Here is an 11,626-nt window from a genome sequence, read left to right as displayed (position 1 = left end):
GCCTTGCGGCACTGGAACCTAAATCCAGGGCGTCTACCAATTCCGCCACTTTCGCGAGGTTTGCGCAGGCCAGGCTGCGCAGGCGCTCATTGTTGCAGGAGGAGCAACAAAGCGAAAGGCGTGGCCAACGCCGGGGCGTGCGCCGGGCGCGACCACGGGCGCGGGCGCCCCCAGCCCGTGGCGGCCGCCGCCGCTCCCCTGCCCTGCCGTGCGCGGCCGTTCAGTCCTGCGACCAGCGCTGCGCCGGCTGCCAATCGCCGGCGGCCACCGCGTCGCGGATTTCGGTCACCGCAAAGGGATTGTGCCGCGCCGCCAGCCGGGAGCTGGCCGCGTGCAGGGCATCCCGGTCGGCCACCGATTCCAGCCGCACACCGGGCAGGAACGCCAGTTCGTGCTCCAGGCCGAAGACGCCCAGCACCTGATACGCATCGGCGGCGGCAAAGAACGGCAGCAGGATGTCATGGTCGTAGCTGACCAGCATGCCGTCGCGGAACACCAGCGAGTGCGAGAACGCCGCCTGCCGCTGCGCGTCCAGCCGCGCGAACGGCGAGGCCGCGTGCTCCGGCGAGCGCAGCCACTGCTCCCACTGGACCTGGCTCGTCACGACCTGCCGGCGAGCCGGCAACGGGGCGTCGCGGGCGTGCCTGGCCTCGTTGCCGCCAAGCGACGGCGTGTCGGCAACCACGACGGGGGCGGCGGCGATGCCGGCGATGAGGAGGACGGCACAGCCCAGCACGGTTGATTTGCCCATCACGATGCAACTCCAGGGTGGCGCCAACGTGGCGCAGGAATGTGCATTTGGCAGAACCGCGGGCCAGCAAACAGAGATGGCGTGGGCAGGATTGAGGATGGCTATGGCGCCAATGGCCCGGTTTCAGGCGACAGTCAGACCCGGAGACCATCGCCGCGCCTTTTCGGGCGCGAACAGCGGCCCTTGGCGCGAACTGCCGCGCATTCGCGCTGCAGCCCCACGCATCGCTGCGCACTACGCGGGCCGCTCTCATCCATCCCCAGATCCCCGCGGCTTCGCCGCGTCCCCTTGACTCAAGGGGGCTCCTCTCCAGGCAGCACACGGAATCCCGGGCAAGAAAAAAGCCGCCTGGCGGACCAGGCGGCTTTTTATCTTGGTGGGCTGTCAAGGATTCGAACCTTGGACCTATTGATTAAGAGTCAACTGCTCTACCAACTGAGCTAACAGCCCGAAAATCGGGAGGCGAATTATGCAGGATTTCCAGCCAGCCCTGCAAGTGTTTTGTTTGAACGGACGCCAACAGCGACTACATCGCGCCACGCCCTGCCCGCCGCCTCTGCGCCGACACCCCAGGCTTCGCCGCGCCCCCTTGACTCAAGGGGCTCCTCCACGGAATCCCGGGCAAGACAGAAGCCGCCTGGCGAACCAGGCGGCTTCTGTCTTGGTGGGGTCGCTGCCGCGCATTCGCGCTGCAGCCCCACGCATTGCTGCGCAATCCGTGGGCCCCTCTCATCCATCCCCACATCCCCGCGGCTTCGCCGCGCCCCCTTGACTCAAGGGGGCTCCTCTCCAGGCAGTACACGGAATCCCGGGCAAGAAAAAAGCCGCCTGGCGAACCAGGCGGCTTCTGTCTTGGTGGGCTGTCAAGGATTCGAACCTTGGACCTATTGATTAAGAGTCAACTGCTCTACCAACTGAGCTAACAGCCCTGAAAAATCAGGGTGCAGATAATATCCGCTTCCTGCTTTTTCCGCAAGCCCAATTCAACATCGGGCCCTTGAAACAGTGGGGTGGCTGAGGGGATTCGAACCCCCGACCACCGGAATCACAATCCGGTACTCTAACCAACTGAGCTACAGCCACCACTGAAAACCTGAAACACACCTATCGCATGCGCCGAATGGCGCGCCCGACAGGAATCGAACCTGTAACCGCCGGCTTAGAAGGCCGGTGCTCTATCCAGTTGAGCTACGGGCGCTCTGACCGGATTGTCGCATTCCAACGCGCGCTTGGTGCGTTGGATGGTCGGGGTAGAGGGATTCGAACCCCCGACATCCTGCTCCCAAAGCAGGCGCGCTACCAGACTGCGCTATACCCCGGCGGTGAATCTCTCCGGTGCCCCGGAAAGGTCGGCTATTGTCGTAACTGCAGCCCGGTCTGTCAACGGTAAATTTCACTTCAATTGATACGGGTATGCTTGCCGCAGTACCCGCCCCTTACATCCGCAACGGAGACTTGCATGCGCAGCGGTAACCCTGCCCTTTCCGAATCCACTTTCCTCGACCTTGGCAATGGCACCGTGGTGTCACGTGGCGCCGAGGCGATGACCATCAACGGCACCGTCAACAAGACCGGCATCCTGTTGTTGCTGGCCGTGCTCACCGCCGCTTTTGCGTGGAACGGCACGATCAGCGACAGCGGCGAATTGCTGCCGGCGGCAAAGCTGTACCTGTGGGGCGGCATGATCGTCGGCTTCATCCTGTCGCTGGTGACCATCTTCAAGAAGACCTGGGCACCGGTCAGCGCACCGCTGTATGCGCTGGCCGAAGGCCTGTTCCTGGGCTCGATCTCGGCCATCTACGAAGCGCGCTTCAACGGCATCGTGTTCCAGGCCGTGATCCTGACCTTCGGCACCTTGTTCGCCCTGCTGTTCGCCTACCGCAGCGGCCTGATCAAGGCCACCGAGAACTTCAAGCTGGGCGTGGTCGCGGCCACCGGTGGCATCGCGCTGGTCTACCTGGCGACGATCGTGCTGGGCTTCTTCAACATCAACATCCCCTTCATCCACGAGTCCGGCCTGATCGGCATCGGCTTCAGCCTGTTCGTGGTGGTGATTGCCGCCTTGAACCTGGTGCTGGATTTCGACTTCATCGAAAGCGGCGTGGACGCTGGCGCACCGAAGTACATGGAGTGGTACGGCGCGTTCGGCCTGATGGTCACCCTGGTGTGGCTGTACATCGAGTTCCTGCGCTTGCTGTCGAAACTGCAGTCGCGCAACTGAGGTTTTGCTGTTGGTTGTGTGCAAAGGGCGCCCATTGGGCGCCCTTTGTTTTGTAGTGCCGAGCCATGCTCGGCTGTGGCATTACCGACAAGACACCTGCCGAGCTTGGCTCGGTACTACCTCTACAAGCATTGTCGATAAAGCCCCTGCCGAGCATGGCTCGGCACTACCTCTACAAGCATTGCCGATAAAGCCCCTGCCGAGCATGGCTCGGCACTACACATACAAAAAAACGGAGCGCTTTCGCGCTCCATTTTTCGTACCGCCAACTACCGCAACTGCAATCAGATGCGGCTGGCGATGGCCTGGGCGAAGCCCATGGTGGTGCCGGTGCCACCGAGGTCGCCGGTCAGCGAATCCTTGGCTTCCATCGTGGCAACGATGGCCTTGCGCAGGCGCTCGGCATTTTCCGGCTGGCCGACGTGGTCCAGCATCTGTGCAGCAGCCAGCATCAGCGCAACCGGGTTGGCCTTGCCCTGACCGGCAATGTCCGGTGCAGTGCCGTGCACGGCTTCAAAGATCGCCGCGTCCTTGCCGATGTTGGCGCCCGGGGCCAGGCCCAAGCCGCCGACCAGACCCGCACACAGGTCGGAGATGATGTCGCCGAACAGGTTGGTGGTGACCAGGATGTCGAACTGCTCCGGACGCATCACCAGCTGCATGCAGGCGTTGTCGACGATCATTTCCTGGAATTCGATTTCCGGGTATTCGGCGGCGACTTCGCGGGCGACGTTCAGGAACAGGCCCGAGGTCGACTTGATGATGTTGGCCTTGTGCACGGCGGTGACCTTCTTGCGGCCGGTGCTCTTGGCCAGCTCGAAGGCGTAACGCACGATGCGCTCGGAGCCCTTGCGGGTGATGCGGGTGCCGGAGAACGCGGTCTCGCCGTCGGCCGACACTTCCTGGCCTTCAGCCAGGTAGGCGCCTTCGGTGTTCTCACGCACCGTGATCATGTTGATGTTCTCGTAGCGCGACTTGGTGTTCGGGAACGAGATGGCCGGGCGCACGTTGGCGTACAGGTCGAACTGGCGACGCAGGGCAACGTTGATCGAGCTGAAACCGCCACCGACCGGAGTGGTCAGCGGGCTCTTCAGGGCGACCTTGTGCTTGGTGATGGACTCCAGGGTGGAAGCCGGGATCAGCTCACCGTGCTTTTCCAGGGCAACCAGGCCGGCGTCGGCGTATTCGTAGTTCAGGCCAGCACCCAGCTTGTCCAATACGAACAGGGTGGCGTCCATGATTTCCGGGCCAATGCCATCGCCGCGGATGACGGTGATTGTCTGCGTCATTTCTTGATATTCCGAACAGGAGGAGGGAAAGCGCCATCCGGCTGCCCGGATACCGGCGCGTTTGAAACAGTTTCAACTGTCAATTATGCCTGATCGGGCACTGTTCCCCCAACTGGACCAAGGTCTGGGGTTCAGCTGTGGTCGTGTCCGGCCGGCACTTCGGCCGCCCCGCTCTCCAACTGGTCCAGGAAGTCCACCGCCCGCCGCAGGTGCGGGATCACGATCGAACCGCCCACCACCAGGCCGACCGAGAAGGTCTCGAAGAACTCCTCGCGGGTGACCCCGGCGTCCTTGCACTGGGCCACGTGGTAGCTGATGCAGTCATCACAGCGCAGCACCATCGAGGCCACTAGGCCCAGCAGCTCCTTGGTCTTCACATCGAGGGCGCCGGCCTGGTAGGTCTGGGTATCGAGTGCGAAGAAGCGCCGTACAACCTGGTTGGGCTCGGCGAGGATGCGCTGGTTCATGCGCTGGCGGAATTCGGTGAACTCAGCCAGACGGTCCTTGTCGGTGGGCTGGCTCATGCGCCCTGCCCGGCCAGCAACGGCTCCAGCTTGCCGGCGCGGTGCAGCGCCATCATGTCGTCGTAACCGCCGACATGGACGTCACCGACAAAAATCTGCGGCACGCTGGTGCGCTTGGTCATCGCCATCATCTTTTCGCGCTCGGCCGGGTCCAGGTCGATGCGGACCTCGGTCCAGGACTGGCCCTTGCTCTTCAGGAAGTTCTTGGCCGCCACGCAATAGGGGCAGACAGCGGTGGAGTAGATGGTGATCTCCGGTGTGCCGCTGGTGTTGGATTCGGTTGTCATGACGAAACTCCTGACGGGAAATGTTGTCTACATATGGTACCGACACGCCGGGATTTCCACGCCACCGTTGGAACACAGCAGGTTAACCTGTGCTTCACACCGGCATCCTGCTTACCGGTCATCCTCCGCCCTGTTCTCTCCGGAGTTTCCCGCTTGCGTACCCTGCTGCTTGCCACCGCTGTCACCCTGGCCCTGGCCGCGCCCCTGTCGCACGCCGACGATACCAAGCTGCCGGACATCGGCTCCTCGGCCGGTGAACTGCTGACCCCTGCACGCCAGGCCGAGTACGGCGGCATGATGCTGCGCGAGCTGCGCAACTACGGCTATCTACTGGACGATCCGCTGGTCAATGACTGGCTCAACACCATGGGGACGCGGCTGGGCTCCAACAGTGCCCTGCCGCAGCAGAAGTACACCTTCTTCATGATGAAGGACCGCCAGATCAACGCCTTCGCGACGCTGGGCGGTTATATCGGCATGAATGCCGGCCTGGTCCTCACCGCCGAGCGCGAAGACGAGGTGGCCGCGGTGCTGTCGCATGAAATCGCCCACGTCACCCAGCAGCATGTACTGCGCGGGGTGGAGCGTGCGCAGCGCGACCAGATCCCGATTCTGCTGGGCATGCTGGCGGCGGTGATCGCCGCGCAGCAGGCCGGCAGCAACTCCTCCGGCGACGCCACCATGGCTGCCATCACCTCGGGCATGGGGCTGATGCAGCAACGCCAGATCAACTTCACCCGCTCCAACGAATCCGAAGCGGACCGGCTGGGCATCCGTACCCTGGCCCGCAGCGGCTATGACGTGGACGCGATGGCCGGTTTCTTCGAGCGCATGTCCGCAGCGATGCGCGGCAATGAGGGCGGCTACTCCACCCCCGACTTCCTGCGCACCCACCCGGTCAACATCACCCGCATCAGCGAGGCCAAGGCTCGCGCCGAGCAGATGAAGAAGGACACGGTGCTGCTGACCACGCAGACCCCCACCGGGGTCCGCCAAGAGCGGGTCAACCCGTCCGAACCCGACGTCACCCGCGACCCACTCGGCAGCGGCAACCCGCTGCTGCCGGCCGGCCTGCAGCTGTCACTGCCGGCCGGGGGGGCCGCCATGCCGCGCGGCGCCAGTGGCCTGTTCGATTGGGCGCGCGAGCGTCTGCGTGTGCTCAGCGCCCCCACCCCGTCCGAGCTGGTGCGCGAATACGAAAGCCTCAAGCGCAGCCAGAAGGACGGGCTGACCGACGCCCAACGCTATGGCGTGGCCATCGCCCGCCTGCGCGACGGCGGCGCAGCCGCCGGCCAGGCCCTGCAGGACCTCAAACAGCTGGAAAGCGAACACCCCGACAATCTGTGGGTGGAGCTGGCACTGGGCGAGGCGGAATCGCGCAACGGCCAGCATGCCCAGGCCAACCAGCGCTTTGACGCACTGCTCAAGCGATTGCCGCAGAACCGCCCGGTGGCGCTGACCTATGCCACGGTGCTGAACGAACAGGGCGGCACCGAGGCCGGACAGCGCGCGCAGGCAATGCTGCGGCCACTGTTGGCCCGTTCGGCCGACGATCCGGTGTTCCAGGCCACCTTTGCCCGCGCCAGCGAACTGGCTGGCGACAGCAGCCGTGCCAGCGAAGCCTATGCCGAAGCAGCCTACCTGAACGGCCGCCCCGAGCAGGCGCTCATCCAGTTCCAGGCCCTGCTCAAGCGCCCTGACCTGGATTATGTGACCCGCGCGCGGGTCGACGCCCGCATCGAGTCGATCATGCCGACTGTGCTGGAGATGCGCCGGCTGGGCGAGCATGACCCGGAAATGTCACGCAACTGACCCCATCCTGCACGGACGGCCACCTTATGGCGCCGTCCGATGTCACAAACCCGTCATCAAACCGTAGTCTACTGGGCGCATCCCCCGCTTGATGGGCATTACGGTAGGACGACGTGCAGAAACGCATCCTGATTGTCGACGACGAACCCGCGATCCGTGACATGGTCGCCTTCGCCCTGCGCAAGGGCGAGTACGAACCGGTGCATGCCGGTGACGCGCTCGAAGCGCAGACCGCCATTGCCGACCGTGTCCCGGACATGATCCTGCTGGATTGGATGCTGCCGGGTACCAGTGGCCTGGAACTGGCCCGGCGCTGGCGCAAGGAGGCGCTGACCCGCGAGGTCCCCATCATCATGCTGACCGCGCGTGGCGAGGAAAACGACCGCGTCGGTGGCCTGGAGGCCGGCGTCGACGACTACGTGGTCAAGCCGTTCTCGGCCCGTGAACTGCTGGCACGCATCCGCGCGGTCATGCGCCGCACCCGCGATGATGACGAAGATGGCAGCGTCGGCGTCGGCAACATCCGCATCGACGGCGCCGCGCACCGCGTGTTCGCCGGCGATGTCCCGGTGCCGATCGGTCCCACCGAATACCGCCTGCTGCACTTCTTCATGACCCACCCGGAGCGCGTCTACACACGCTCGCAGTTGCTGGACCATGTGTGGGGCGGCAGCGTGTACGTGGAGGAACGCACCATCGACGTGCATATCCGCCGCCTGCGCAAAACCCTGGAGCCGTTTGGCGCTGAAAACATGGTGCAGACCGTGCGCGGTGCCGGCTACCGCTTCTCCGCGGCGATCTGACCGGACCGCCGCGTCGCAACACTTGATGCTATAACCGGCGTTCACGTCGACGGACCCACCCGCAACACCCGAGAACGCAATGCCCCGTAAATTCCGCTCTGCCTGGTTGAAGACGCTGGCCGCCGTGGCGGTGTTGCTGTTGCTGGCGTGGGGCATCGGGGTAGTGATCGGGCATCCGGCGTTGAGCGTGGCCATCGCAGCGCTCGGCATCCTGGGCTGGCATTACTGGCGCCTGCGGCAGGTGTTGCTGCGGTTGACCGCACGACAGCGCTGGGAAACCGCCAGCGGTGTCGGCGTCTGGAATGAGCTGGACCGCCTGCTCTACCGCAACCAGCAGGAAATGCGCGCCCGCAAGCGTCGCCTCATCGAAATGCTGCGCAGCTACCGCGCCGCTGCCGCCGCCCTTCCCGATGCCGTCGTGGTGGTGGATCGCAACACCCAGCGTGTGCAGTGGTTCAACGAGGCGGCCACCAGCCTGCTGGGCCTGCAGCACCCGGTCGACATGGGCGCGGCGCTGGTCGAACGCCTGCAACCCCTGCCGCTGGCCCACTGGCTGGCCGGCGGCCGCAACGCCGAACCCATCCTGGATGCGAACTCACCGGTCGATCCGGGCATCCGCCTGCACCTGCGGCTGATCCCCTATTCGGACCACCACTGGCTGCTGGTCGCACGCGATGTCACCAAGCTGCTGCACCTGGAGCAGGTGCGCCGCGATTTCGTCGCCAATGTCTCGCATGAGCTGCGCACCCCGCTGACCGTGGTGCATGGCTATCTGGACATGATGGACCCGGAAGACTTCCCGGACACCGGTCCGATGCTTGCGGAAATGCGCAAGCAATCGCAGCGCATGGCGCAGCTGGTCGAAGACCTGCTGACGCTGTCGCGGCTGGAGTCGCAACAACACACCGAACTGGAAACCGTGGCCATGACCTCGATGCTGGCCTCGCTGCGCCGCGAAGCCGAGGCACATAGCCAGGGACGCCACACCATCAGCGTCGAGGACCAGGCCGGTGTCGATCTGGCGGGTTCCAACAAGGAACTGCACAGCGCCTTCTCCAATCTGCTGACCAACGCGGTGCGCTACACCCCGGCGGGCGGCCGCATCAGCCTGGTATTCCGCCGCGAAGGCAACGGCGCGGTACTGGCGGTGACCGACACTGGCTACGGTATCCCGGCCAATCACCTGCCGCGCCTGACCGAGCGTTTCTACCGCGTCTCGAGCAGCCGCTCGCGCGAAAGCGGTGGCACCGGCCTGGGGCTGTCGATCGTCAAGCACATTCTTGGCCTGCACCAGGCCCGCCTGGAAATCCGCAGCGAGGTCGGCCAGGGCAGCACCTTTGCCTGTCACTTCGACGCCGAGCACGTCCGTCCGCGCAACGCCTCCCCTTCGCCTCTGTCCATGGAAGACTTTTCGGCATGACTCCTCCACCGCCCTCCCCCCTTCCGGTGACCACCGCCGATCCCCTGCGGGATCCGTCGCTGTACATCAACCGGGAACTGTCACAGCTGGATTTCAACTTCCGCGTGCTGGCACAGGCGATGGACGAACAGGTACCGCTGCTGGAGCGGCTGCGCTTCCTGTGCATCTCCTGCACCAACCTGGACGAGTTTTTCGAAATCCGCGCTGCCGCCGTGCGCCACGCACAGGAGTTCGGCCTGCCGCCGGCACCGGACGGGATGAGCCCGCAAGCCATCCTCACGGCCATCCATGATCGCGCCGCCGAGCTGGTGGACCAACAGTACCGCTGCTGGAACGACGTGCTGCGCCCCGCCCTGGCCGACGCCGGGGTAGGCATCCTCTCGCACAAGAGTTGGACCCAACGCCAGCGCCGCTGGCTGCGTGCGTACTTCCGCAACGAGATCATGCCGGTGCTGTCGCCGTTGGGCCTGGATCCGTCGCACCCGTTCCCGAAGATCCTCAACAAGTCCTTGAACATCGTGGTCGTGTTGAAGGGCACAGACGCCTTCGGCCGCGCCGGTCACCTTGCGCTGGTGCGCGCACCGCGTTCGTTGCCGCGCATCATCCAACTACCCGAGTCATTGGGCGGCCCACAGAACTTCGTACTGCTGTCGGCAGTACTGTCGGCCTTCGTCGACGAGCTGTTCCCGGGCATGGATGTGCAGGGCGCCTACCAGTTCCGCGTCACCCGCAACTCCGAGCTGGTGGTGGACGAGGAAGAAGTCGAGAACCTGGCCCTGGCGCTGCGTGACGAGCTGGTCGACCGCGGCTACCGGCCGGCGGTGCGGCTGGAGATCGCACACGACTGCCCGAAACCGATCATGCAGACCCTGCTGCAGAACTTCGGCCTGTCGGAAAACGCGGCCTACCGCATCGATGGCCCGGTCAACCTCAACCGCGTGATCCAGGTCTATGACCTGCTGTCACGGCCGGAGCTGAAGTACCCGCCGATGACCCCGCGCGTGTTCAAGTCGCCCGAAGGCATCTTCGAAACCGCCGCCCGTGGCGACATCCTGCTGCACCATCCGTTTGATTCCTTCAGCACCGTGCTGGACCTGATCCGCGAAGCGGCCATCGACCCCAATGTGCTGGCGATCAAGCAGACGCTTTATCGCACTGGCAAGGACTCGGGCATTGTCGAGGCGCTGATCCTGGCCGCGCGCAACGGCAAGGACGTGACCGTGGTGGTCGAACTGCGCGCGCGCTTCGACGAAGAGGCCAACCTTGGCCTGGCCGATCGCCTGCAGGACGCAGGCGTGCAGGTGGTGTACGGCGTGGTCGGCTACAAGACCCACGCCAAGATGTTGCTGATCGTGCGCCGGGAAGGCCGCAAGCTGCGCCGTTATGTCCACTTGGGCACCGGCAATTACCACAGCGGCACCGCCCGTGCGTACACCGACTTGAGCCTGATCACGGCCGATCCCGACATCGGCAATGACGTGCACCTGCTGTTCCAGCAGTTGTCCGGGCTGGCGCCGAAGATGAAGCTCAAGTGCCTGCTGCAATCGCCCTTCACCCTGCATACCGGCCTGATCAAGCGCATCGAGCGCGAGACCAAGCTGGCATTGGACGGCAAGCCCGGCCGCATCATCGCCAAGATGAACGCGCTCAACGAAGCGCAGGTGATCCGCGCCCTTTATGCCGCCGCGCAGGCCGGCGTGCAGATCGATCTGATCGTACGCGGTGCCTGCACCCTGCGCCCCGGCGTGGAGGGCGTGTCGGACAACATCCGCGTACGCTCGATCGTCGGCCGCTTCCTCGAACACAGCCGCGTCTACTGGTTCGGCAACAACGGGGCACCGGAGCTGTACTGCGCCAGCGCCGACTGGCTGGAACGCAATCTGCTGCGGCGCGTGGAAACCTGCTTCCCTATCCTGGACAGCGATCTCGCTCGGCGCATCTACCGCGAAGTCCTGCAGAACTATCTGGACGACAACCTCAACGCCTGGGAACTGCAGGAGGACGGCCGCTACAGCAAGTGCGAACCGGCCCCGGGGCACCCGCCGCATTCAGCGCAGCAGGCACTGCTGGAAGGGCTTTGAGGCAGGAACCAGGGGATAGGAACGCGGAGCCAGTGGGGGCAACGGCGAGGCTGCCGGCTTTCACTGGCCCCTACGTTGCTGGCTTTGAAGCAGAAACCAGAGGACAGGAACGAGGAACCAGTGGGGGCAACGGCGAGGCTGCCGGCTTTCACTGGCCCCTACGTTGCTTGCTTTGAAGCAGAAACCAGAGGATAGGAACGAGGAACCAGTGGGGGCAACGGCGATCTGCCTGCTTTCACTGGCCCCTACGTTGCTTGCTCTGAAGCAGAAACCAGAGGGCAGGAACGAGGAACCAATGGCGGTAACGGCGAGCAGCCGGCTTTCACTGGCCCCTACGTTGCTTGCTCTGAAGCAGAAACCAGAGGGCAGGAACGAGGAACCAATGGCGGTAACGGCGAGCAGCCGGCTTTCACTGGCCCCTACGTTGCTTGCTCTGAA

General features: G+C 64.5%; 10 protein-coding genes and 5 tRNA genes. 5 read left to right on the top strand and 10 right to left on the bottom strand.

All coding sequences use genetic code 11. The features are described 5' to 3' along the window. Positions 1-220 precede the first annotated feature (220 nt). From RT460_RS11065 to RT460_RS11040, 6 genes are all read right to left on the bottom strand, one after another. Positions 221-751 carry a hypothetical protein gene (locus tag RT460_RS11065; protein ID WP_313319009.1) on the bottom strand — a complete coding sequence of 177 codons (531 nt, stop codon included), beginning with the start codon at positions 749-751 and terminating at the stop codon, positions 221-223. Positions 752-1,125: 374 nt separating this feature from the next. After that, positions 1,126-1,201: transfer RNA gene (locus RT460_RS11060), tRNA-Lys, on the bottom strand. Positions 1,202-1,604: 403 nt separating this feature from the next. Continuing rightward, positions 1,605-1,680: transfer RNA gene (locus tag RT460_RS11055), tRNA-Lys, on the bottom strand. A 77-nt stretch (positions 1,681-1,757) separates the two neighbouring features. Further along, a tRNA-His gene (locus tag RT460_RS11050) sits at positions 1,758-1,834 on the bottom strand. Between the two features lie 38 nt (positions 1,835-1,872). Beyond that, positions 1,873-1,949: transfer RNA gene (locus RT460_RS11045), tRNA-Arg, on the bottom strand. 44 nt (positions 1,950-1,993) lie between these two features. Beyond that, positions 1,994-2,070, bottom strand: a tRNA-Pro gene (locus RT460_RS11040). Positions 2,071-2,210: 140 nt separating this feature from the next. Between RT460_RS11040 and RT460_RS11035 the strand changes: the two genes are divergently transcribed. Continuing rightward, positions 2,211-2,972 carry a Bax inhibitor-1/YccA family protein gene (locus RT460_RS11035; protein WP_313319008.1) on the top strand — a complete coding sequence of 254 codons (762 nt, stop codon included), beginning with the start codon at positions 2,211-2,213 and terminating at the stop codon, positions 2,970-2,972. Between the two features lie 284 nt (positions 2,973-3,256). On the opposite strand, the gene RT460_RS11030 is transcribed toward RT460_RS11035, so the two are convergent. From RT460_RS11030 to grxC, 3 genes are all read right to left on the bottom strand, one after another. Continuing rightward, a complete protein-coding gene (locus RT460_RS11030) occupies positions 3,257-4,261 on the bottom strand; it encodes an isocitrate dehydrogenase (protein WP_313319007.1) in 1,005 nt (334 codons plus the stop codon). A 131-nt stretch (positions 4,262-4,392) separates the two neighbouring features. Next, positions 4,393-4,785, bottom strand: coding sequence for a carboxymuconolactone decarboxylase family protein (locus RT460_RS11025; RefSeq protein WP_313319006.1), 393 nt, complete (start codon positions 4,783-4,785; stop codon positions 4,393-4,395). Continuing rightward, positions 4,782-5,072, bottom strand: coding sequence for a glutaredoxin 3 (grxC, locus tag RT460_RS11020; protein WP_313319005.1), 291 nt, complete (start codon positions 5,070-5,072; stop codon positions 4,782-4,784). Before grxC ends, RT460_RS11025 begins: the two co-directional genes overlap by 4 nt. Positions 5,073-5,225: 153 nt before the next feature. Here grxC and RT460_RS11015 point away from each other — a divergent pair, with 153 nt between their 5' ends. The 4 genes from RT460_RS11015 (at position 5,226) to ppk1 (ending at position 11,188) form a co-directional block, all read left to right on the top strand. After that, the gene (locus RT460_RS11015) at positions 5,226-6,884 is read left to right on the top strand and encodes a M48 family metalloprotease (protein ID WP_313319004.1); all 1,659 of its coding nucleotides are present in this window, start codon (positions 5,226-5,228) and stop codon (positions 6,882-6,884) included. 113 nt (positions 6,885-6,997) lie between these two features. Continuing rightward, positions 6,998-7,687: a phosphate regulon transcriptional regulator PhoB gene (phoB, locus tag RT460_RS11010; RefSeq protein ID WP_313319003.1), complete on the top strand. Its 690-nt coding sequence runs from the start codon at positions 6,998-7,000 to the stop codon at positions 7,685-7,687. A 79-nt stretch (positions 7,688-7,766) separates the two neighbouring features. Next, positions 7,767-9,107 carry a phosphate regulon sensor histidine kinase PhoR gene (gene phoR / locus RT460_RS11005; protein ID WP_313319002.1) on the top strand — a complete coding sequence of 447 codons (1,341 nt, stop codon included), beginning with the start codon at positions 7,767-7,769 and terminating at the stop codon, positions 9,105-9,107. After that, on the top strand, positions 9,104-11,188 hold the full coding sequence (gene ppk1 / locus RT460_RS11000; RefSeq protein ID WP_313319001.1) for a polyphosphate kinase 1: 2,085 nt from the start codon (positions 9,104-9,106) through the stop codon (positions 11,186-11,188). Before phoR ends, ppk1 begins: the two co-directional genes overlap by 4 nt. Before the next feature lie 60 nt (positions 11,189-11,248). Here ppk1 and RT460_RS10995 read toward each other — a convergent pair. Next, positions 11,249-11,626 (bottom strand): hypothetical protein (locus RT460_RS10995; RefSeq protein WP_313319000.1); only part of this gene is annotated, 378 nt, incomplete at its 5' end.

It is taken from the genome of Stenotrophomonas sp., from assembly GCF_032061965.1.
GTDB lineage: Bacteria > Pseudomonadota > Gammaproteobacteria > Xanthomonadales > Xanthomonadaceae > Stenotrophomonas.
This window is presented reverse-complemented; position numbering and strand designations above follow the sequence as displayed.

What these genes read in the sequence shown, in the direction of transcription:
- RT460_RS11065 (WP_313319009.1), bottom strand. Translation starts at nt 751, where the DNA reads ATGGGCAAATCAACCGTGCTGGGCTGTGCCGTCCTCCTCATCGCCGGC.
- RT460_RS11035 (WP_313319008.1), top strand. Translation starts at nt 2,211, where the DNA reads ATGCGCAGCGGTAACCCTGCCCTTTCCGAATCCACTTTCCTCGACCTT.
- RT460_RS11030 (WP_313319007.1), bottom strand. Translation starts at nt 4,261, where the DNA reads ATGACGCAGACAATCACCGTCATCCGCGGCGATGGCATTGGCCCGGAA.
- RT460_RS11025 (WP_313319006.1), bottom strand. Translation starts at nt 4,785, where the DNA reads ATGAGCCAGCCCACCGACAAGGACCGTCTGGCTGAGTTCACCGAATTC.
- grxC (WP_313319005.1), bottom strand. Translation starts at nt 5,072, where the DNA reads ATGACAACCGAATCCAACACCAGCGGCACACCGGAGATCACCATCTAC.
- phoR (WP_313319002.1), top strand. Translation starts at nt 7,767, where the DNA reads ATGCCCCGTAAATTCCGCTCTGCCTGGTTGAAGACGCTGGCCGCCGTG.
- ppk1 (WP_313319001.1), top strand. Translation starts at nt 9,104, where the DNA reads ATGACTCCTCCACCGCCCTCCCCCCTTCCGGTGACCACCGCCGATCCC.